Origin of the sequence: Kribbella sp. NPDC051587 (assembly GCF_044453945.1) — a bacterium.
Taxonomy (GTDB): domain Bacteria; phylum Actinomycetota; class Actinomycetes; order Propionibacteriales; family Kribbellaceae; genus Kribbella.
The window spans coordinates 36,471-59,046 of the sequence record NZ_JBITDE010000014.1; the positions used below are offsets into that span (position 1 = coordinate 36,471).

At 68.1% G+C, this 22,576-nt stretch carries 15 protein-coding genes; 6 read left to right on the top strand and 9 right to left on the bottom strand.

The features are described 5' to 3' along the window. Window positions 1–5: 5 nt before the first annotated feature. From ACIA49_RS34945 to ACIA49_RS34960, 4 genes are all read right to left on the bottom strand, one after another. Window positions 6–1,718 carry a glycerol-3-phosphate dehydrogenase/oxidase gene (locus ACIA49_RS34945; RefSeq protein WP_396382432.1) on the bottom strand — a complete coding sequence of 571 codons (1,713 nt, stop codon included), beginning with the start codon at window positions 1,716–1,718 and terminating at the stop codon, window positions 6–8. A 32-nt stretch (window positions 1,719–1,750) separates the two neighbouring features. After that, on the bottom strand, window positions 1,751–3,268 hold the full coding sequence (glpK, locus tag ACIA49_RS34950) for a glycerol kinase GlpK (RefSeq protein ID WP_396382433.1): 1,518 nt from the start codon (window positions 3,266–3,268) through the stop codon (window positions 1,751–1,753). A gap of 19 nt (window positions 3,269–3,287) precedes the next feature. After that, window positions 3,288–4,121 carry an MIP/aquaporin family protein gene (locus ACIA49_RS34955; RefSeq protein WP_396382434.1) on the bottom strand — a complete coding sequence of 278 codons (834 nt, stop codon included), beginning with the start codon at window positions 4,119–4,121 and terminating at the stop codon, window positions 3,288–3,290. 191 nt (window positions 4,122–4,312) lie between these two features. Then, entirely contained in the window at window positions 4,313–4,918 is a 606-nt protein-coding gene (locus ACIA49_RS34960) for a VOC family protein (protein ID WP_396382435.1), read from the bottom strand. Window positions 4,919–5,013: 95 nt separating this feature from the next. Here ACIA49_RS34960 and ACIA49_RS34965 point away from each other — a divergent pair, with 95 nt between their 5' ends. From ACIA49_RS34965 to ACIA49_RS34975, 3 genes are all read left to right on the top strand, one after another. Further along, window positions 5,014–6,288 carry an alpha/beta hydrolase-fold protein gene (locus ACIA49_RS34965; protein WP_396382436.1) on the top strand — a complete coding sequence of 425 codons (1,275 nt, stop codon included), beginning with the start codon at window positions 5,014–5,016 and terminating at the stop codon, window positions 6,286–6,288. Continuing rightward, window positions 6,285–7,064 carry an SGNH/GDSL hydrolase family protein gene (locus tag ACIA49_RS34970; RefSeq protein ID WP_396382438.1) on the top strand — a complete coding sequence of 260 codons (780 nt, stop codon included), beginning with the start codon at window positions 6,285–6,287 and terminating at the stop codon, window positions 7,062–7,064. The genes ACIA49_RS34965 and ACIA49_RS34970 overlap by 4 nt, the downstream gene beginning before the upstream one ends. A 72-nt stretch (window positions 7,065–7,136) precedes the next feature. Beyond that, window positions 7,137–9,926 carry an ATP-binding protein gene (locus tag ACIA49_RS34975; protein ID WP_396382439.1) on the top strand — a complete coding sequence of 930 codons (2,790 nt, stop codon included), beginning with the start codon at window positions 7,137–7,139 and terminating at the stop codon, window positions 9,924–9,926. Here the strand turns inward: ACIA49_RS34975 and ACIA49_RS34980 are convergent. After that, entirely contained in the window at window positions 9,916–11,748 is a 1,833-nt protein-coding gene (locus ACIA49_RS34980) for a S8 family serine peptidase (RefSeq protein WP_396382440.1), read from the bottom strand. The genes ACIA49_RS34975 and ACIA49_RS34980 overlap by 11 nt on opposite strands. A gap of 142 nt (window positions 11,749–11,890) precedes the next feature. Between ACIA49_RS34980 and ACIA49_RS34985 the strand changes: the two genes are divergently transcribed. Further along, window positions 11,891–13,255 (top strand): PKD domain-containing protein, encoded by a 1,365-nt coding sequence (locus ACIA49_RS34985; protein WP_396382442.1) that lies wholly within the window; start codon window positions 11,891–11,893, stop codon window positions 13,253–13,255. Between the two features lie 16 nt (window positions 13,256–13,271). On the opposite strand, the gene ACIA49_RS34990 is transcribed toward ACIA49_RS34985, so the two are convergent. After that, window positions 13,272–14,378 (bottom strand): GDSL-type esterase/lipase family protein, encoded by a 1,107-nt coding sequence (locus ACIA49_RS34990; protein ID WP_396382443.1) that lies wholly within the window; start codon window positions 14,376–14,378, stop codon window positions 13,272–13,274. Between the two features lie 131 nt (window positions 14,379–14,509). Between ACIA49_RS34990 and ACIA49_RS34995 the strand changes: the two genes are divergently transcribed. Both ACIA49_RS34995 and ACIA49_RS35000 read left to right on the top strand, forming a co-directional pair. Beyond that, window positions 14,510–16,909, top strand: coding sequence for a tetratricopeptide repeat protein (locus tag ACIA49_RS34995; RefSeq protein ID WP_396382445.1), 2,400 nt, complete (start codon window positions 14,510–14,512; stop codon window positions 16,907–16,909). A gap of 29 nt (window positions 16,910–16,938) precedes the next feature. Beyond that, window positions 16,939–19,341 carry a tetratricopeptide repeat protein gene (locus tag ACIA49_RS35000; RefSeq protein WP_396382447.1) on the top strand — a complete coding sequence of 801 codons (2,403 nt, stop codon included), beginning with the start codon at window positions 16,939–16,941 and terminating at the stop codon, window positions 19,339–19,341. Between the two features lie 27 nt (window positions 19,342–19,368). Here the strand turns inward: ACIA49_RS35000 and ACIA49_RS35005 are convergent, their stop codons facing one another. The 3 genes from ACIA49_RS35005 to ACIA49_RS35015 form a co-directional block, all read right to left on the bottom strand. Further along, window positions 19,369–20,394: an ABC transporter ATP-binding protein gene (locus tag ACIA49_RS35005; protein WP_396382658.1), complete on the bottom strand. Its 1,026-nt coding sequence runs from the start codon at window positions 20,392–20,394 to the stop codon at window positions 19,369–19,371. A 67-nt stretch (window positions 20,395–20,461) separates the two neighbouring features. Beyond that, entirely contained in the window at window positions 20,462–21,523 is a 1,062-nt protein-coding gene (locus tag ACIA49_RS35010; protein ID WP_396382448.1) for an ABC transporter ATP-binding protein, read from the bottom strand. Then, window positions 21,520–22,533, bottom strand: a complete 1,014-nt coding sequence (locus tag ACIA49_RS35015) for an ABC transporter permease (RefSeq protein ID WP_396382450.1) — start codon at window positions 22,531–22,533, stop codon at window positions 21,520–21,522. Before ACIA49_RS35015 ends, ACIA49_RS35010 begins: the two co-directional genes overlap by 4 nt. Between the last annotated feature and the right edge of the window lie 43 nt (window positions 22,534–22,576).

Sequence of the window (22,576 nt, forward strand, 5' to 3'; positions counted from 1 at the left end):
CGCCATCATGCCGGGGAGACGATGTCGGGCGCTTCCAGGCGGACCTTGTCCGCCGACTCGTCATCGGGCTGATCCTGCGAGGCCCGCTCGGACTCGACCCGGCGCAGGTAGAACGACACCTCGCGCTCGATCGCCTCGTCGTCCCAGCCAAGGACCGGCGCCATCAGCCGCGCCGCGGCCTCAGCGGCGGCGACCCCACGGTCCCAGGCCTCGATCGAGATCCGGGTCCGCCGAGCCAGTACGTCGTCCAGGTGCCGGGCCCCCTCGGCCTTCGCACCGTAGACGACCTCGGCCTTCAGGTAGTCCTGCGTGCCGGGCAACTGCTCACCCAGCGATGGGTCCTCCTCGACCAGCGCGAGCACTTCGTCGATCAAAGCGCCGTACCGGTTGAGCAGGTGCTCGATCCGGGCGACATGCAGACCGGAGCGTTGCGCGATCAGGTGCCGCTGGTTCCACAGCGCCTGGTAGCCGTCCGCGCCGACCAGCGGCGTGGTCTTGGTGACCGACTTCGGCACCCGTCCGTCCAGCGCCGCCGCGGCCGCGTCGATCGCGTCCTTGGCCATCACCCGGTACGTCGTGTACTTGCCACCGGCAACAACCACGAGACCGGGGGCGGCGTGCGCGACGACGTGTTCCCGCGACAGCTTCGACGTACTCTCCGACTCCCCGGCCAGCAGCGGCCGCAGACCGGCGTACACGCCCTCGACGTCCTCGCGGGTCAGCGGGGTGACGAGCACGGAGTTCACGTGGTCGAGCAGGTACTCGATGTCCTTGCTGGTCGCGGCCGGGTGCGCCTTGTCCAGGTTCCAGTCGGTGTCGGTGGTGCCGATCAGCCAGTGCCGGCCCCACGGGATGATGAACAGCACCGACTTCTCGGTGCGCAGGATCATCCCGGTGCTGGACTGGATCCGGTCCTTGGGCACGACGAGGTGGATGCCCTTCGAGGCGCGCACGTGGTACTGCCCGCGCTCCCCCACCATGCCTTGGGTGTCGTCGGTCCAGACACCGGTCGCGTTCACGACCTGCTTGGCGCGGACCTCGAACTCCCGCCCGCTCTCCAGGTCCTTCGCCTGTACGCCGGTGACGCGCTCGCCCTGACGCAGGAAACCGGTGACCTTCACCCGGTTCGCGACATGAGCGCCGTACGACGCTGCCGTCCGCGCGAGCTCCATCGTGTGGCGCGCATCGTCCACCTGGGCGTCGTAGTACATGAGTGCACCGACCAGTGCCGACTTCTTCAGCGACGGAACGAGTCGCATCGCGCCGCGCCGCGTCAGGTGCTTGTGGATCGGCAGCCCGGCGCCGAGACCCGAGCTGACGGCCATCCCGTCGTACAGGGCGACACCGGCGCCGGCGTAGAACCGCTCCCACCAACGGTGCTGCAGCGGGTAGAGGAACGGCACCGGCTTGACCAGGTGCGGTGCCAGGCGTTGCAGGAGCAGTCCGCGCTCCTGCAACGCCTCGTGCACCAATCGGAAGTCGAGCATCTCCAGATAGCGCAGACCACCGTGGATCAGCTTGCTGGAACGGCTGGAGGTACCGCTCGCGAAATCGCGCGCCTCCAGCAGTCCGGTGGTCAGACCCCGGGTCGCGGCATCGAGTGCCGAGCCGGTGCCGACCACCCCGCCACCGACCACCAGGACGTCCAGCTCTCGTCCGTCGGCCATCGCGTCGATCGCGTCGGCCCTTGCTTGCGGTGACAGAGCCACTACCGCCACTGTGCTGCTCCTTCTTCCGTTGTTCGCATTACTTAGTCGACGTCAACCCAGTCCAGCGTCCGCGAGACGGCCTTCTGCCATCCGGCGTACCCCTTCGCTCGCTGCTCGTCGTTCCACTGCGGTTCCCACCGCTTGTCCTCGTTCCAGTTCTGGACGAGCTCTTCCTTGTTCTTCCAGAACCCGACCGCTAGGCCGGCCGCGTACGCCGCACCCAGGGCCGTGGTCTCGGCCACCACCGGCTTGCTCACCGGCACGCCGAGGATGTCGGCCTGCATCTGCATGCACAGCTCGTTGGCCGTGACACCGCCGTCGACCTTCAGCACGTCCAGCGTCACGCCGGAGTCCTTCTCCATCGCGTCGGACACGTCCTTGCTCTGGTAGCAGATCGCTTCCAGCGTCGCGCGCGCCAGGTGAGCGTTGGTGTTGAACCGCGACAGCCCGACGATCGCGCCGCGGGCGTCCGAACGCCAGTACGGCGCGAACAGTCCGGAGAAGGCGGGCACGAAGTACACGCCACCGTTGTCCTCGACCTGCCGGGCCAGCGTCTCGGTCTCACTCGCACCGGAGATGATGCCGAGCTGGTCGCGCAGCCACTGCACGGCCGACCCGGTCACGGCGATCGAACCCTCGAGCGCGTAGACCGGAGCCTCGTCGCCGAACTTGTAGCACATCGTGCTGAGCAGACCGGCCTTCGACCGGACCAGCTCGGTGCCGGTGTTCAGCAACATGAAGTTGCCGGTGCCGTAGGTGTTCTTGGCCTCGCCCGGGTTGAAGCAGACCTGGCCGACGGTCGCGGCCTGCTGGTCGCCGAGGTCACCGGTCAGCGGAACCTGCCCACCGAGCGGGCCGCTGGTCAGCGTCTCGCCGTAGGTGTTCGGGTCCGACGACGGCCGGATCTCCGGCAGCATCTGGCGCGGGATGTTGAAGAAGCTGATCAGCTCGTCGTCCCAGTCGAGCGTCTCCAGGTTCATCAGCATCGTCCGGCTGGCGTTCGTCACATCGGTGATGTGCGACCCGCCGTCGGTGCCACCGGTGAGGTTCCACAGCAGCCAGGTGTCGGTGTTGCCGAAGACGGCGTCACCGGCCTCCGCGGCCTCGCGGACCCCGTCCACGTTCTCCAGGATCCACTGCACCTTGCCGGCCGAGAAGTACGTCGCCGGCGGCAGCCCGGCCTTCTGCCGGATCACGTCGCCCTTGCCCTCGCGCTCGAGCGCCGAGGCGATCCGGTCGGTCCGGGTGTCCTGCCAGACGATCGCGTTGTAGTACGGCCGGCCGGTCTTGCGGTTCCAGACCACGGCCGTCTCACGCTGGTTGGTGATGCCGAGCGCCGCCAGGTCGGTGGCGTGCAGGCCGTTGGCGTTCAGGGCGGTCCGGATCACCGAACTCGTCCGCTCCCAGATCTCCACCGGGTTGTGCTCGACCCAGCCGGCCTGCGGCAGGATCTGCTCGTGCTCGAGCTGATGCTTGCCCACCTCGTTACCGGAGTGGTCGAAGATCATGAAGCGGGTGCTCGTGGTGCCCTGATCGACGGCACCGACGAAGTCAGCCATTAGAACTCCTCACAGATCGTCATGCTGCGTTCTCTTCAGGAATGCGGCCCGGCTCTTCGTCCTCGTCCGCGATCGGCAGGTTGCGCCCGACCAGCAGGTCGTAGAGGAACGCGCCGACCAGGGCGCCGATGATCGGTGCCACGATCGGCACCCAGAAATAGACGTCCCCGAACTGATCCTTGAAGGCTCCCCCGTACCCGGTGAAGAACGACGCCAACCGCGGCCCGAAGTCACGGGCCGGGTTGATCGCGTACCCGGCGTTGGTTCCCCACGCCATCCCGATGGCCACCACCAGGAGGCCCACGATGAACGGTGCGAGGTTGGCGGCCGGCGCGGTGTTGCGCAGGTCGGTGATGGCCAGGATCACCATCATCAGGATCGCCGTACCGATGATCTGGTCCCGGAAACCGCCCCACAGGTGCACGCCGAGATCCATGCTGCCGTTGCCCGGCAGGGTGGAGAACACCCCCTGGGTCTTGATCGTCAGTCCGGGGTCGACCTTGTTCAGCGCCTCGGTGTAGTTCCACCGAACCACCAGCGCCGCCAGGAACGCTCCGAGGAACTGCGCCACCGAGTACGGCAGCACCTTCTTCCAGCTGAACCCGCGGAACGCCGCCAGGGCGATCGTCACCGCCGGATTCAGATGCGCGCCGGTCATCCGGCCCGCCACGTAAATACCCAGCGTCACACCGAGTCCCCACGCCCACGCGATCGAGTCGTGGTCGCCGATCCCGCCGGCCACCACCTGCGCCACCACTCCGCAGCCGAACAGGATCAGGATGAACGTGCCCGCGAGCTCGGCGGAACACTCCCCCAGAAGGGTTTTCGCTTTGACCGCTTCGGTCGTAGCCATACCGGCTAGCCTCCCTTCCTTGCAAGACAACCGTGACGACCACGGCTGGCTGGAATCTAGGAGCCATCGGCGGCCACCACAACGCCCGCCGTTCGACATTGTCGAACGGGACCACCTGGCAACTGGTCTGCGACACACGGTAACCCGACGGCAACCCGGAGCAACGGTTTCCGCCTGATCCAGCCCCTGGACTAACTGAGTGCGAAGTCGCCCGCGGGGCCGCGGACCGCGGCGGTCAGGCCGGCGGGGCCTTCGGTGACGGGCAGGTCGGCTGCCAGCGCCTGCAGGACCGCGCGGACCTTGTCGGCCTGCGGGTGGGTGGCGCGGAAGTCGAGGAGCTCCACGGCCGGCAGGGACGTGGACGGGTGCGGGGTGTCTTCCCAGTCGATCAGGAACGGGACGACGCCGTCGTACGGGTGCGGTTCGATGCCGGTGACCCGCCAGTTGAGGACGTCACCGGCCGGGGTCGTTCGCGAGCCCGGGAAGATCTCGCCCAGGTCGGCGCCGGCCGTGCCGGCGGCGGCGAGGGCGGGCTCGAGGTCCGCGGGATGGATCGCCCAGGTGAGGAGCCGCTCGTCGCTGACGTCGAACATCGACGTCGCCGTCGCGTCCGGATCCGGTCCGATGAGTTCCAGGTACGTCGTACCGCCGAGCCCGACGAGGTAGTTCCGGGTCCCCCACGCCTCGTGCCGGCCGCCCTCGACCGGCCGGACCCCGGTCGCGGCGGCGAACCGCTCGACGGTCGCGAGAAGATCGGGCGTCGCGAGGACAAGATGATCGAGCAGCGAGGCGGTCATAGGTCAGACCGTAAAGCGTTCGCAATGTTCGATGCCAACCTCGGCCGCCGGATCGGCGTCTGGCAGGTGGACGTCAAATCGTGAGGGGGCTGGGGATGAACGGGATCTCGCTGCTCGGCGGGTGGTTTCCGGCGACGCTAGAGGTACTGGCAGTGGGATTGCTGATCGTGGCGATCGGGTGGCGGGACCGACGGTGGCGGGTGCGGATCCTGCCGCTGGTGATCGGACTGTCCGCGGTCGGGGCCCTGCTGGCGTCGTACCCGGGAGCGCAACTGCTCGGGATCACCGATCCGCTGCCGTTCGGGGTCTGGCTGTGGTTCGGCATCGGGCTGACCGCGCTGGTGGTGCTGATCGCCGGCTGGCGGGGCGCGCAGTGGTGGCGGCGTGGCGTCGCCGTGCTCGCGATCGCCGTCGCGGCGCTCGTCTGCGGGAACCAGGTCAACCAGTTCGTCGGCTACTACCCGACCATCGACGCTGCCGTGAACGACTGGACCGACGCACCGCTGCCCGGCGAGGTGTCGATGACCGGCCTGGCCCACGACTCCGGCGGTCGCACCCTCCCGAAGACCGGCAAGCTCGTGTCGGTGAACATCCCGGCCACCTACAGCGGGTTCAAGCACCGCCCGGAACTGGTCTACCTGCCGCCGGTCTGGTTCCGCAGCGCGAAGCACCACCCGACACTGCCCGTGGTGGAGGTCATCGGCGGCGAGCGCGGTGCGCCCGCGGACTGGGTGCGGCTCGGCAACGCCGTCGACACGGCCGACGCGTTCGCCCGCAAACACCACGGGGTTGCACCCATACTGGTGTTCGTGGATGCGACCGCGTCGTTCGACAACGACACCGAATGCGTCGACGGCCCCCGTGGCAACGCCGCGACACACCTGGCGCGCGACATCCCGCAGTACGTCGAGACCACGTTCGGGGCCTCCCGTAACCCCGCGCAATGGGCGGTCGCCGGCTTCTCGATGGGCGGCACCTGCGCCATCGACCTGGTCGTCGAGCACCCGGACGTCTTCACCCATTTCGTCGACATCTCCGGCGACCTGGAGCCGAACAGCGGCGACGACCACGACACTTTGGTCCAGTTGTACGGTGGCGACGTGGCGTTGGAACAGGCCAATGAGCCGCTCAAGGTGATGCATGCCCACGGCAAGTACCTGGGCGTGAGCGGCGCGTTCCTGACCAGCACCGCCGAGAAGACCCACCAGCGGGAGGCGCACATGCTGTCGAAGGCGGCAGCCAAGGTCGGCATCCCGACCACGGTGCAGGTCTCCCCCGGCTCCCATGTCTGGCAGTTCGCCGGCCCGGCGTTCGCCAAGTCCTTCCCCTGGCTGGTCAGCCAGCTCTCCGCACACCACAGGTCGGCGTGACGCGCAGACTCCTCTACCTCCTCGTCACGCTCGCGCTGGTCACCACGACCGCCGCGGCGGACGCCCGCCCGATCCCGCTCGAGGTCCCGCCGGGCAACCTGAGCGTGCTGGCACTCGGTGACTCCGTCACCTCCGGCTACAGCTGCTACTGCGACGCCTTCCCGGCCGCGTACGGCGATCAGCTGGCGAACCAGACCGGCACCGGAGTCACCGTGCACAACCTCGGCGTCGGCGGACTCGACTCCGGTGGCCTGCTCGACGACCTCGACCGCTCCAGCTCGCAGATGGCACAGGCCGCCACCGACGCCGACTACGTCCTGCTCACCATCGGCGCGAACGACTTCGCCGGCCACGAGGACGACGTCACCGCCGGCCGCTGCACCACCGAATGCGTCACCGACGAGCTCGCCGAGCTGAGCCACAATCTGGAACAGATCCTCGACCGCATCAACGGCCTCGACACCCACCGCACGCCCGAGGTCCTGATCACGGGCTATTGGAACGTCTTCAAGGACGGTGAGGTCGCCCGCAGGCTCTACCCCTTCGACGGTCAGAACGCGACGCTCGCGCTGACCCAGGCGACCAACCACGTCATCGCCGGTGCCGCCGAGGCCGCGCATGCGACGTACGTGGATCTGTACACGCCGTTCGAGACCGCGCCCGACATCACCGACCTGCTCGCCCCCGACGGCGACCACCCGAACGCGGCCGGGCATGCGCTGATCGCCGATCTGTTGCTCAAGGCCACACGACCCCAGCACAAGCTCACTGGCTGAAGTCCTTCCACGACGGGCGGTCACGAACTAGGGTCCGGTAGGACACGACCCCGCCGCCCCGAGGGAGTGACCATGCCTCATCGCAATCTGCTGCGCACGAGCTCCCCCGTTCTCGTCGGCCGGAGCGAAGAGCTGCAGGTCCTGGTCTCGACCGTGCCCCGCCGCTCGACGGTCGTCATGATCGAAGGCGAAGCCGGGATCGGCAAGACCCGCCTGGTGGACGAACTGCTCGCCCACCCCGAGCTGGCCCGGCTCAAGGTCCTCGTCGGCCACTGCCAGCACCTGCGCGAACCCTTCCCGTACGGCGCAGTCATCGAGGCACTGCGGTCCCTGGCCGGCACCAAGCTCCACACCATCAGTCCGGTCGCCGGAGCACTGCGCCCACTCCTGCCCGAACTGGCCGACCTGCTGCCTCCCCAGCCCGAACCCATCGGCGACCCCCACGCCGAGCGGCACCGCACGCTGCGCGCAACCCGTGAAGTCCTCGCCGCGATCGGCCCCGCCGTACTGGTCGTCGAAGACCTGCAATGGGCCGACGACGGTACCCGCCAACTGCTGCGCTTCCTGATGGCCGACCCGCCGCCCAACCTGTCGGTCGTGATCACCTACCGCCGCGAGGATCTCGCCGGTCACCTCCCCCTCGGTACGGCGTACCGACCGCCTGACCACGTGGCCGGGATCCTGCTCCAACTCCGCCCACTCGACGTCGACGCCGTACGGGTCCTGGCGACCGCCATCCTGGAACACGAGCCGGTCAGTGAAGAGTTCGCCGACCGCCTGCACGACCGGACCGCGGGAATTCCCTTCGTGGTCGAGGAGCTGCTGCGCTCGCTCCACGGCACGGCCGGCCGACTCCCCGACGAGGTCGAGGTCCCGGTGCTGCTGCGCGACGCGTTCGCCGACCGCCTCGCCGGGCTTCCCGAACTCGCACACCGCGTCGTCCACGCCGCCGCGGTCCTCGGCGTACCGGCTGGGGTTGAGCAGCTGTCGGTCGTCGCCGCCATCGATCCTGAGCACGCCGAGCTGGCCCTCATCCAGCTCGCTCGCGCCGGCGTACTGCATGAGACCCGGCCGAACCAATACGGTTTCCGCCATGTGCTCGCCCAACAGGCCGTGTACGACTCGCTCGAAGGACCGGCCCGCCGCCAGCTGCACCTGAGCGCGATCGCCGCCCTGCGCGACACCGAGCCACCACCACTTGTGCAGCTCGCTGAACACAGTCGCCGCGCAGGCCGCCGTACCGACTGGCTCCGGTACGGCGAGGAGGCCGCCGACCGCGCCACCGAAGTCGGCGACCCGGCCGTCGCCACCGGCCTGCTCCAGCAGTTGCTCGCCGAACCCGACCTGCCGACCAGCGAGGTCGACCGGCTCGCCACCAAACTCGGATCGGTCGCGTACGCCGGCCTCGATCAGCACGATCCGGTCACCACCCTCGAGCGCGTCCTGAGCGACCACCGCCTGTCGACCGCGGCCCGTGGCGAAGTCCGGCTGCTGCTCGGCCGACTCATGGTCCGCCAGAACGGCGGCCGGATCGCCGAGGCTCGTGTGACGATCGGACAGGCCGTCGACGAACTCGCCGAGCGCCCCGACCTCGCCGCCCGCGGGGCAGCCCTGCTCGGTACGACGTTCATCGGCGACACTCCTTTGGCCGAACAACTCCCGTGGCTGGAACGAGTCGAGGAGTACCTGGCCGGCTGCGACAACCTCGAGGTCCGGATGTCGTTGCTGGCCAACGTGCTCGGCTCCCGGCTCGCGATCGGCGAACCCGACGTACTGTCCAAGTTGTCCACCCTCCCCGCGACCGTCGAGTCACCAGCCGAACGCCGCCAGCTCGCCCGCACCCGTTGCAACCTCGCCGACTCCTGTACGACGATCGGCCACTTCGGCAAGGCCCGTGACTTCCTGACCAGCGGGGTCCGGCTCGCTGCGGAGGCCGGCAGCCCCTTCGTGGTCAGCACCGCGCGGTCCACGGAGGTCCGGCTCGACTGGTACACCGGGAACTGGTCCGGCCTGGCCGAACGCGCCACCCGCCTGCTCGCCGAGTACCGCGACTTGTTGCCGGTAGCAAGCGAACTCTGCCTGATCCTCGGCTTCCTGGCGATCACCCGCGGCGAATGGCCGGCCGCCGCCGAGTATCTCGGCCGCACCGGCGTCGACAGCCCCCAGGACTCGATCACCCCGATCGCCATCGGCGGCTTCGCCGGGCTCGCCCGGATGTGGCTCGCGCAGGACGACCTGGTCGCCGCCTCGGCCAACGTCGAGCATGGCCTGCAACTCGTGCGCCACAAGGGCATCTGGGTCTGGGCCGCCGATCTCGCACCCGTTGCCGTGAGCACCTTCCTCGCCACCGGTCGCGCTCATGAAGCCGTCGCCCTCGTCGAGGAGTTCGCGACCGGGATCGCCGGTCGGGACGCGCCGCTGGCCCATGCGGCGCTCTCGTCGTGCCGTGGCGAGCTCAGCGACGACGGCCGGGCACATTACCGCGACGCCGAGGCCGCCTACCGCGCTCTGGATGCGGTCTACCTCGCCGCACTCGCCTCCGAACGAGCCGATACGCGGGACCTGCCCGCACTGGCCGACTGGTACGACGTACTGGGTGCGACTCGTGATGCGGCGCGCTGCCGCTACGACCTGCGCTCCCGCGGCACACCCGCCCCATCCCGTCGCGGCCGCCGGGGCTACGGGCTGGAACTGTCACCGCGGGAGCAGGATGTGGCCCGGCTCGTCTCGCAGGGACTGACCAACCGCGAGATCGCCGAGGTGCTGTTCCTCTCCCCTCGCACGGTCGAACAACACGTCGCGAAGGTGCTGCGCAAGCTCGGCGCGGTCTCCCGCGCCGAGCTAGGCCGCGTTACTGGGTGAAGCAGAACCCTTGCGCACCCACGCCCCAGCACTGGATCTGCTTGGTCGTGGTGTTGCTCAGACCCGCTCGGTCGGTCACCTTCAACTCCGCCATGTAGGTCTTCTGGGTGTTGGGGTAGGTGTTGGAAGTGGTGACCCCGGTCCCGGTCTTGCCGTCGCCGAAGTTCCACGCGTACGACGCGATGTCGTTGTCGGGATCGGTTGAACCAGTGCCGTTGAAGCTGCACACCGCCCACTGACACTGCACCGTGAACGACGCCTTCGGTGGCTGACCCGCCGGCGGCGCACCAGCCTGCACCTGCTTCGTGGTGTTACCGGTCTTCCCGGCGGTGTCGGTCACCGTCAGCTTGACGGTGAAACTGCCAGCCGTCGCGTAGGTGTGCGAGGGTGTAGCGCCGGTACCGGTCTGGCTGTCACCGAAGTCCCACGCGTACGACGCGATCGACGGACTGGACGCGGAGCCATCGAACGAGCACGTCAGGGAATTCGAGCAGTTCGCCGTGAAGGAGGCCGCCGGGCCACTCGGCTGACCGCCACCGATCTTGCTGACGTCGAGCAGCTTGTTCGGCGAACCGGCGCCCGGGTTCTGCACCTTGCCTTCCTGCGCCATGTTCACCAGCGCGTCCCGAACCTGCTGCGGCGTCGCACTCGGATTCGCTGACAGGTACAGAGCGGCTGCTCCGGTCACGTGCGGCGCGGCCATCGACGTACCGGACATGCCCTTGCTGCCGTTGTTGTTCGAGTTGCTCGCCGAGGTGATGTTGCCGCCGGGCGCGAAGATGTCCACGCAGGACCCGATGTTGGAGAAGCTCGACCGACTGTCGTTGGAGTCGGTCGACGCGACAGTGATTGCCTCCGGCACCTTGGCCGGGCTCGGCGTACAGGCACTGCCGCCGTTGTCGTTGCCAGCAGCAACTGCCCAGACGACGCCGGAAGCGATCGATGCCTTGACGGCCCGGTTGACGCCCTCGGGATCGGCGTTGTCGCCGCCGGAGGTCCAGCTGGCGTTGGCCACGGCGGGCTTGACCGCGTTCTGGGTCACCCAGTCGACGCCCTGGATCGAGTCCGCGTCAGGGGCGTTCCCGTCACAGCCGAGGACCTTCACGCCGATCACGGTGACGTCCTTGGCCACCCCGTACGTCTCGCTGCTCGACGTACCGGAGGTGTGCGTGCCGTGGCCCTGGTCGGTCGGGCTCTTGCACTCGTTGACGTTCGCGTCCTCGTCGACGAAGTCGTACCCGGACCTGGCCCGGCCCTCGAACGCGACGTGGTCGGTGTTCAGCTCGGAGTCGGTGTTGTAGACGGTGACGCCGGTGCCGGTGTTCGGGTACTTGTAGACGTTGTCCTTGACCCCGTCGATGCGATCAAGACCCCAGGACGGCGGGTTCGGCTGCTCCCCGGCGGTCGGTGTCGCGAGGCTGCGAGCGATGCTCGCCACACTGGCGCCGTACGCGTTGCTCCTGGCATCGGCCCGGTGCACCCACAACGACTGCTGGACGAACTCGACCTTCGGATCGGCCGCGAGCCGGCGCGCCTGCCCGTCCGACATCTTCACGGCAAAGCCCCGCAGCGCCGCCGAATACACGTTGCGGACCGTGCCGCCGTACCGGTCAGCCAGTACGCCGGCCTCCGCGCTGACCGTCGGCATCGCGGCCGGGGCGAGCGACGTCCCGCCGTACAGGCCGACGATGTACAGACCGGGGACGGTGTCGGGCGCACCGGCGTTCAGCACGGTGCCGGTCGGCGCTGCCTGGACAGTGCCGGCACCGGACACCATCAAGGCCAGGGTGCTGACGAACAGCCCAATGGACTTTCCTCGCATGGTTCCTCCTTCGGATCTGCAGCCACTGTCGAGCTGAGCCCCGCGCGGAACAATCCGTAGTGGGATAGGTAGTAATAGATGCGTACCCCTACGGACCCCTGCGCGGATTGTTCGCACTCCGGTCGCTGGTGATCCTGCGGTCATGAGACGACTACTGGCAGCCCTCACCGCACTGATCGCCTTCAGCCCCGGACTCGCGCACGCCGCGCCACCGTCGCACGACGCGACTCCGCCGAACCAGAACCCGCCGACCACCCAGATCATCGGCGGCCAGCAGGCCTCCGTCGCCGACTACCCCTTCGTCATCGCGATGCTCCGCGAAGGCGGCACCCGACCCCAGGGCCAGACCTGTACGTCGGCCGTCGTGGCACGCCGCGTGATCGTCACCGCCGCGCACTGCAAGAACGGCGACGGCGCGAAGACGATGCTGTACGGCTCGGACGACCTCACCAAGCCCGGCGGCACCAAGCTCGCGGTCAAGGAGTACCTGCAGCACCCGAACTACCAGCCCCCGAACGGCTGGCAGCAAGGCTGGGACGTCGGTATCGTCGTCACCGAGACCGACATCCCGGTCCCGGCCGGCTACAAGTACCCGCGGGTCGCCGACTCCACTGACACCACCTTGGACGACCCGGGCAAGAAGGCCTTGCTGCTCGGCTACGGTCGCGTGCGCGACGGCGAGAACGAGTTCGGCCACCTGAAGAAGGTCGAGAACTTCCCGCTCGTGGACGGCCGCGACACCTGCGGCTCGTTCGGTTCCTTCAACGACGCCTACATGATCTGCGGCGGTTACGCCGACGGCCACGACGGCATCTGCCAAGGTGACAGCGGCGGCCCCATGCTCGTCGACGGTGTGATCGTCGGTGTCGCCTCCTGGGTCAAGACCGGCTGCGGCAGCTACGGTGCCTGGGGCAAGCTCACCGGCGTCATGGGTGACTGGGCCAACGAGACCATCAAGAAGTACAGCGACCCGGACGCCCCGACCGCCTCCTTCACCGCGAACTGCGCGAACTCGCTGACGTGCTCGTTCGACGGCTCCGCATCCAGCCCGTCGATCGCGTCGTACGCGTGGGAGTCCGGTGACAGCCAGACCGGTACCGGCGCTACGCCCTCGCACACCTACGCGACGGCCGGGTCGTACACCGTGAAGCTCACCGTCACCGACACCGCCGGCAAGACCGGCTCGACCACCAAGCAGGTGCAGGCCGGCGCACCCCCGGCCGGTCAGCCGCCTCGCGCCTCCTTCACTGTCCAGTGTCAGTGGGCGGTCTGCAGCTTCAACGGCACGGGTTCAACCGATCCCGACAACGACATCGCGTCGTACGCGTGGAACTTCGGCGACGGCAAGACCGGGACAGGCGCCACAGCATCCAACACCTACCCCAACACCCAGAAGACCTACACCGCCGAGCTGAAGGTCACCGACCGAGCGGGTCTGAGCAAGACCACCACCAAACAGATCCAGTGCTGGAGCGTGGGTGCGCAAGGGTTCTGCTTCACCCAGTAAGCCGGCGACCGCAAGGTCAGGCGGTGGGCACCGGGCTGACGTCGATGGCGTCCAGCTCGGTGTAGCAGTCGCCCTTGCTGAACCGGACCACGTTCTGCCCGGCCTTCAGTTGTAGGTCGATCGCAGCCACCGACAGCAGATCCCAGCTGTACGACGGATAGACCACCGGTGCAGCCGCTCCCCCGTTGGCCGCGACCTGGTGGCTGCAGTTCGTCCCGCTCCCGTTCGCGCCGCGGGCCCGGATCCGGTAGGTGCCGGCCGTCGGAACCTGGAAGTTGAACGCCACCACGCTGTCCGGGAAGTCGATGTACCGCGCCTTACCGCCACCCGACGCCGACGTGATCCGTCCGGTCTGGACATGCGTGAGGGTCGCGTTCGCCGCCTCCTCGGCCTCCAGCCGCACCAGCGGCTGCCCGGTCAGAGCGCCGTACCAGATCCCGGCCGCCTTCGACAGCGCGCCGTACGTCGGATGCAGTGCGTCCGCCATGTCGAACGGATTCGAGAACGCCGGGTTCGTGTCCACGAACGTCACCTTCGTCCCCGCGGCGGCCTTGGTCGCGACCATCGCCGGGATCGTCGCGTTGAACGCCTCCACATGCGCGTTCTTCAGTTCGTCGTTGATCGGCGGAATGCTGCTCACGAACGTCTGCGTGTTCGGCAACGTCTGCGCGATCGTGTCCAGCAACGCCGACAACCGCCCCGGTGCAGCCCCGGAGGCCGCATCCGTAGGCATGTCGTTGGTCCCGATCATCAACGTCACCACGTCCGGCTGATACGTGTTCAGCCAGCCGACGACGCTGCCCTGGATCATCTCGATGGTCCAGCCGCCGTGCCCCTCGTTGTCCTTGTCCGCCAGAGCCGCCGACCCACTGCTCATCGACCCGACGAAGTCGACCGGCCGGCCGTCCGCCCGCAACAGCTGCCAGAGGTCCGTCCGATACCCACCCTGCGCGGCGTCAGCCCCCGCAGTGATCGAGTCACCGATGGCCATCACCTTCGTCGGCGCGGCCCGCACCACCGGCACCGCAACAGTCGGAGACGCCGACTCCCCCGGCGAGCTCAATCCCAACGCAACCACCGAACTGACCAACGCAACCGGCACAGCACGCAACACTCCACGCATCACAATTCCTCCTCGGGGCGGTTGCCCAGATCCTCAGGCACCCACCCCGGCCTCACAATCCTTTCTGTCTCGGCTGAAGCGTCTTGGAGTTCTGGTCTACTTCGGCCTGTGTTGCTGGCACAATCGGGGGCGTGGAGGAGACGTTCGCCGCCGTACTTCGGCTTGCCCGGCTGTCTCGTGGGTTGAGTCAGGAGGCGCTGGCCGAGCGGGCGGAGCTCAGCACCAAGGCGATCGGCCTGCTGGAGCGTGGGGTGCGGCGGTTCCCGCATCTGATGACCGTGGACAAGCTGGACCGGGCGCTCTCGCTCACCGCGGAGGAGCGGGAGCGGTTCAAGCGGCTGGCGGCCCGCGGTGCGGCGAGTGAGCAGGCCAGCTCGGCGGAGGCTGGGGCGGCGTGGGTTGTTGTAGACCAATTGCCCCTGTGCCGGACAGCGTTTACGGGGCGGACGCAGCATCTCGACGAGCTTCGCGAGGCGTTGACGACTACTGCCTCACAGGCTGGGTCGGCGGTTGTGGTGACCGTGCGTGGCATGGCCGGGGTGGGCAAGACCTCACTCGCGGTCGAGACCGCCGAAGCGTGCCGGGCGACATACCCGGACGGCGTACTGTCCGTGAACCTGCGCGGCTTCGGTTCCGGTACGCCGCTCACTCCGGTGCAGGTGATCGGGCAGCTGCTCCGGTCTACCGGCGTACCGGCTGAGGCGGTGCCCGGCGATCAGGCGGATGCGGTCGCAGCGTTGCGGACGCGGTTGGCGAATCGGCGCGTGTTGTTGCTGCTCGACAATGCGCGAGACGTTGCCCACGTCACCGACCTGATCCCGAGCGCGAGTGGCTCGGCCGTGCTCATCACCAGCCGCAACACACTGACGACTCTGCCGGCCCGCCTGCACATTCAGCTTGAACCGATGCCGGTCAGCGACGCCGTCCAGCTCCTCGCCAACGGCGCCGGCCGCGACCGGCTCGGCGATTCGGCCGCGCGCATCGCCGAGCTGTGCGGGCGTCTTCCGCTCGCTCTTTCAGTTGCTGGTGCCTGGCTGTTGCGCCGCCCGGACACGTCCGCGGCCGAGCTGGTACGGCGGTTGGAGGACGAGACCCGGCGGCTTGATCTCCTCGGTGTCGACGATCTCGACGTACGGGCCAGCCTGTCGTTGTCGGTCGACCACCTGACCAACAGCCCGCGGCCGCGCGACCACGAGGCGGCCGCCGCTTTCACGCTCCTCGGCCTGACTGCCATCGGAGACTTCACCGCTGAGTCAGTCGCCGCCCTCCTCGGCTCCAGCCGCGCCCGGGCCGGCGACCTCCTCGAACACCTCACCGACCTCCACCTGCTCGAGTCCCCCACGCCCGGCCGCTACCACTTCCACGACCTCGTCCGGACGTTCGCCAACGAGCACGCCCAGCGAATCCCCGAAGCAGAACGTACGGCGGCCCTTGACCGCCTCCTCGACTTCTACCTGGCCGTCGCGTGGCGTACAGCCGCGCTCGCGGATCCGAAGGCGTCGCGAACGGCGTGGGCCGGCCGCCCTCCCGCCCCGGCCTTCCCAGCCTTCGCGACCACCGAAGACGGACTGAACTGGATCGACACCGAGCTCGCCAACTATCTCGCGATCATCGAGCAGACCACCCGGCTCGGCGGCCGCGACGAGATGGCGGCCGGCCTGGTCGTCGGCCTGTACAGCTACTTCGTCGCGCGCGGGAACCTGATCGACTGGCTGCCCGCCATCGACGCTGTGGTCGGTGGCGCGATCGCCGGCTGGACAGCAGCCCAACTCCACGCCGACGCGGCCATCGCGCTGGCCGAGCTCGCGCGCTACGAAGAGTCGGCGGAGCGATTCGGTCTGGCTCGGGACGAGTTCGAGGCCATCGGCAACCTGCGCGGCGTCTCGATGACCACCAACAACATGGCCCGCCTGCTCGTCCGCATGCGCCGGTACGCCGAAGCACTGCCGCTCGTCGAATCCGCCTTGGTCATCAACCAGCAGCTCGGCAACGAGCGCGCGATGGCCGCCACCTACAACACCATGGCCGAGCTGCACACCGAGCTCGGTGACTGGGCAGCAGTCGAGGCCGACGTAGCGGCCGGCATCGAGCACTACGCACGGGCCGACGACCGAGGCGGCGTCGCCAACATCAGAATCGAAGGAGCCTGGGCCCGAGCCCGTTCCGGCCATCCCGACACGGCCCTCCCAGACCTGCTGCAATCCCTGTCCGAGCTCGACCAACTCGGTCTGCGCAAGAACACCTGTGACGCCCATTGGGTCCTCGGCATGACCTACCTCCAACTGGCCGACTACGAGTCCGCCATCGAGCATGCCGAGTCAGCCCTGGAGATCGCCCTCGACGTCAACGACCCCCGCCGCGAAGCCCAGGTCCGCGTCCTGCTCGGCGAACTGCTCAACGAGATCGGCGACCGCGACGACGCCGTAGCCAACCTAGAGTTCGCCCTCACCTTCTACCGCCGCCACCACCCCGGCAAAGCCACCGACACCGAAGCCCTGCTCCAGAAGATCCGGAACGAGACCAGCGCCTGAGACCGGAGCCTCCTGGCACAATCGGGTCCGTGGAGGAAACCTTTGCCGCCGCACTCCTGAAGGCCCGGCGTGCCCGAGGACTCAGCCAGGAGGCGCTGGCAACGCGTGCCGGTCTGAGTGGGCAGGCGATCGGCCTGCTGGAGCGAGGTGTCCGCAAATATCCGCATCTCACCACTCTCGACAAGCTCCACCTAGCTCTCAACCTCACCCCGGAGGAACGCGCACGCTTCAAGCGCCTCGCATCCCGCGGTACACCCACCGACGCCGAGACCGGCCCGGAGGCCAGTGGCTCGCCTTGGGTGGTGGTCGACCAGCTTCCGACAACGAGGGCAGCGTTCAGTGGACGCGTTGAAGATCTAGACCAACTCAAGCGAGCATTGACGGCCAGCGAGACACAGGCCGGCGCGACTGTCGTCGTCACGGTGCGCGGAATGGCCGGTGTAGGCAAGACCGCCCTCACGGTCGAAGCCGCCAGCGCGTGCCGTGCGGCCTACCCCGACGGCATCCTGTCCGTGAACCTCCGCGGCTTCGGCACCAGTACGCCGCTCAGTCCGCTGCAGGTGGTCGGTCACCTGCTCCGGGCAACCGGCGTACCGGCTGAGTCGGTGCCTTCCGATCAAGCCGACGCGATCGCGGCCCTGCGCACTCGACTCGCGAACCGCAAAGTCCTTCTGCTGCTCGACAACGCCCGTGATGTTGCTCAGGTCACCGACCTCATCCCCAGCACCAGCGGGTCGGCCGTACTCATCACCAGCCGCAACACGCTGACGACGCTGCCCGCCCGACTGCACCTCCAACTCGAGCCGATGCCGTCCAAGGAGTCAGTCGAGCTCCTCACGACCGCCGCCGGCTCCGAGTGCCTCGGCGACTCGGCAGACCAGATCGCTGACCTCTGCGGTCACCTCCCGCTGGCGCTCTCCGTCGCGGGCGCCTGGCTCCTCCGCCACCCAGAGACATCCGCGGCGGACCTGGTCCGCCGGCTGACCGACGAAACCCGCCGCCTCGACCTACTCGGCGTCGACGACCGCGACGTCCGCGCCAGCCTCGCGCTGTCCGTCGACCAACTCACCAGCAGCCCCCGCCCCCGAGACCACGACGCCGCCCACACCTTCACCCTCCTCGGCCTGACCGCCGCCGAGGACTTCACCGCCGAATCCACCGCGGCCCTCCTCGACACCACGCCGCGGACGGCCAGCGAAGTTCTCGAACACCTCACCGACCTCCACCTCGTCGAGTCCCACGCTCCAGGCCGATACCAGTTCCACGACCTCGTTCGCACCTACGCCCACGAACTAGCCGAGCGGCTTCCAGAGCCTGAGCGCGATGCCGCCTTCGACCGTTCCCTGGCCTTCTACCTAGCCGCCGCCTGGCGGGTGTGCGACCTCGCCGACCCGAAGGCGTCACGCAACACCTGGCCGGGGCGCCCTTCTGCTCCCCAATTTCCACTCCTCGACAGCTCTGACGCAGCGCTGCTATGGATCGACGGCGAGCTCGTCAACTACCTTGCGATCATCGCGCAGTCGGTACGTCTCGCCGGCCGCGACGAGCAGACAGCGGGAATGGTCATTCCGCTCTACACCTACTTCGTGGCGCGCGGGAATCTCAACGATTGGCTGCCGGCGATCGATCTCGTTGCCGGCGGCAACCTAGAGCGTTGGACGTACGCACAACTTCACGCTGACGCAGGTATCGCACTGGCCTCACTCGCCCGATTCGAACAAGCTGTGGAGCGCCTCGATCTCGCCAGGCAGGCCTTCGAGGAAATCGGCAACCTGCGAGGCGTCTCGTTGACGACGAACAACAAAGCCCGGGTTCTCGTTCGGCTGCACCGCTACCAGGAGGCACTCCCAGTCGCCGAGCGAGCGGTCGCCATCAACCGGCAGCTCGGCGTGAAGCGGGCTTTGGCTGCGAGTTACAACACCATCGCCGAGATCAACACCGAGCTCGGCCGTTGGGATGCCGTCGAGACGGCCGTCGCTGTCGGCCTCGACCTGTTCGCAGAAGCCGGCGACCTGGGTGGCGCGGCAAATCTGAGGCTCGAAGGCGCCTGGGCCCGGACCCGCGCCGGCCGCCCGGAAGCGGCCCTGCATGATCTCCATCAATCCCTCGCCGAGCTCCAGCAGCTGGGACTGCGCAAGTTCGCCTGCGACGCCCACTGGGTCCTCGGCCTGACTTACCTGCAGATGACGGACTACGCGTCCGGCATCGAGCAGACGGAGCTTGCGCTGGACATCGCAGTCGATGTCAGGGATCCGCGTCGAGAGGCTCAGCTGCGGCTGCTCCTAGGAGAGCTGCTACTGGGTATCCGCGACGACGACGAGGCAATCATCAACCTCGAATCCGCGCTGGCCTACTACCGGCAGCGGGACTCAGCCAGAGCCGAACAAGCACAGGACTTGCTGAAGAAGGTCAGAAACGAAACCAGCGCCTGACGGTTTTGTCAGGCGCTGGTTGGCGAACTACTTGTCTTGGGCGGTGGCGGCGGGGGTGGTTGAGGCCTCGCCTGGCTGATTTTCCGGGAAGTGGCAGGCGGCCTGGTGACCGGGAGCCAGTTGGAGCAGCGGCGGCTCTTGGGTCTTGCAGATCTCCTGTGCTTTCCAGCAGCGGGTGTGGAAGCGGCACGCGGGCGGCGGGTTGATCGGGCTCGGCACGTCGCCTTCGAGGCGGATGCGCTTGACGTTGCCCTTGCGCGTGGTGTCCGGGACCGGAACCGCCGACAACAGCGCGACCGTGTAGGGGTGCATCGGCTTCTCGTAGAGGCTGACGCGGTCGGCGATCTCGACGATCTTGCCCAGGTACATGACCGCGACCCGGTCCGACACGTGGCGGACGACCGAGAGGTCGTGCGCGATCATCACATAGGTGAGGTCGAACTCTTTCTGCAGGTCCTCGAGCAAGTTGACGACCTGGGCCTGGATCGACACGTCCAGAGCCGACACCGGCTCGTCGGCGACGATCAGCTTCGGCCGGAGCGCCAAGGTCCGGGCGATCCCGATGCGCTGCCGCTGACCGCCGGAGAACTCGTGCGGGTAGCGGTTGTAGTGCTCCGGGCTCAGACCAACGAGCTCGAGCAGCTCCTGCACGGCACGCTTCACGCCGTGCTCGGTCTTCACGTTCTGCAGCCGGTACGGCGCTCCGACGATCTTGCCGACGGTGTGCCGCGGGTTCAGCGAACCGTACGGGTCCTGGAAGATCATCTGTACGTCGCGGCGCAGCGGCCGCATCTTGCCTTCGCTGAGGTGGCTGATGTCACGGCCCTCGAAGACGATCTTGCCCGCGGTCGGCTCCAGGAGCCGGGTCAGCAGCCGTCCGGTCGTGGTCTTGCCACAACCGGACTCGCCCACCAGCGACAAGGTCTCGCCACGGGTGACGTTGAAGGTCAGGCCGTCGACCGCCTGCACCGCGCCGGCCTGCCGCTGCAGCAGGCCCTTGCGGATCGGGAAGTGCTTGACCAGGCCGTCGACCGACAGCAGCTCTTCGCCCATGGCAGGCTCGATCACGCCCGGGACGGCGGTGGTTTCAACTTCTTCAATGCTCACAGTGTCGTCCCGTTCACAGCTTCGGCTTGATGTCGGTCTCCCACGCGTGCTTGCGCTCGGCCGGGGAGAGATGGCAGGCGACCTTGTGACCGGCGCCGATGTCGAGCAGCTCGGGCCGGTCGGTCTCGCTCGCGCCGCCGTTCAGGTGCGCGTAGTTGCAGCGCGGGTTGAAGGCGCAGCCCTTCGGCACGTTGATCAGGCTGGGCGGCGTGCCCTTGATCGGGATCAGCCGCTCGGTGCGCTCCCGGTCGATCCGCGGCATCGAGCCGAGCAGACCCCAGGTGTAGGGGTGCTGTGGGCTGTCGAAGATGTCCTCGGCGGTGCCGTACTCGATCGCGCGACCGGCGTACATCACCTGGATGTCGTCGGCCAGCTCGGCCACCACGCCGAGGTCGTGGGTGATGATGATGACGGCGGAGTTGAACTCGCGCTGCAGGTCCCGGATCAGGTCCAGGATCTGCGCCTGCACGGTCACGTCGAGCGCGGTGGTCGGCTCGTCGGCGATCAGCAGGTCGGGGTCACACGACAGCGCCATCGCGATCATCGCGCGCTGCCGCATACCGCCGGAGAACTGGTGCGGGTAGGAGTCCACGCGCTTGTCGGGCTGCGGGATACCGACCCGGTCGAGCATGTCGATCGCGTGCTTGCGGGCGACCTTCTTGGTCACCTGGTTGTGCACCCGGTAGGCCTCGACGATCTGCGCTCCGACTGTGTAGAAGGGGTGCATCGCCGACAGCGGGTCCTGGAAGATCATCGCCATCCGCTTGCCGCGGAGCAGCCGGACCTCCTCCGGCGTCGACGAGACCAACTCCTGACCGTCGAGGAAGATCTCCCCGGTGATCCGGGCGCCGCCACGGGCGTGCAGGCCCATGATCGACAGGCTGGTCACGCTCTTGCCGGAGCCGGACTCCCCCACGATGCCGAGGGTCTTGCCCCGCTCGAGCTGGAACGAAATCCCGTCGACCGACTTGACCACTCCGTCGTCGGTCGGGAAGTGCACCTTCAGATCCCGGACGTCGAGGAAGGCCTCGCCGCGGGGAATCCGCTGGACTGTGGTGTCTTGGGTTTCGGTCACGAGATGCGCACCCTCGGGTCGACGACGGCGTACAGGAGGTCAACGATCAGGTTCGCCAGCACGATGAAGAACGCGGCGATCAGGGTGACGCCGAGCACCTTCGGCAGGTCGTTGGCCCGCAGTGCGATGACGGCATACTGGCCGATCCCGGGCAGCGAGAACGTCGTCTCGGTGAGGATCGCGCCACCCATCAGCAGACCGAGGTCCAGACCGAAGATCGTCAGGATCGGAGTCAGTGCAGAGCGCAGCCCGTGCTTCATGACGACGGTCCGCTCGGTCAGGCCCTTCGCCCGAGCCGTCCGGACGAAGTCCTCGTTCATCGTCTCGAGCATGCCGGCCCGGGTCAGCCGTGCGTACGACGCGGCGTACAGGAAGGCCAGCGTCACCCAGGGCAGGATGAGGTCGTACGCCCACCAGACGGGGTTCGTTTCATCGAGTGGGTTGGTACCGCCCTGAACTGTCCAGCCGAGCCCGTAACTGAAGATCGACAAGGACAGCAGGCCGGTGAAGAAGATCGGGAGCGAGACACCTGCCAGCGCCACCGTCATCAACGAGCGGTCCAGCACCGAACCGCGCCGCAGCGCGGAGACGACCCCGGTACCGACGCCGGTGATGAGCCAGATGAAGGCCGCACCACCCGCCAGCGAGGCGGTGACAGGTAATCGCGCCACCAGGTCCGGCCAGACCGGCTGCTGGGTCAGGAACGAGTACCCGAAGCACGGAGCCGGGCAGTGCTCGGTCGCCGGGCCGTAGTTGTAGTCCTGCCCGACGAACAGGCCCTTGGCGAAGCGGCCGTACTGCTCGTAGAGCGGATCGGTGAAGCCGAGCCGGACCGCCGTCTCGTGGATCTGCGCCGCCCCCGCGCTCTTGCCGACATAGCGGGACGCCAGGTCGTCGGCGGTCGCGCCGCCGAGCTTGGGAACGAGAAAGAAGATCGCGAACGTCACGGCCGTGACGATGAAGAGCAGGATTACTGCTCCGATCACCCGGCGGACCAGATATGCGAACACCGTGCTCGGCGTGGTGGCCGATGATCATCGCTGATCACCGGCC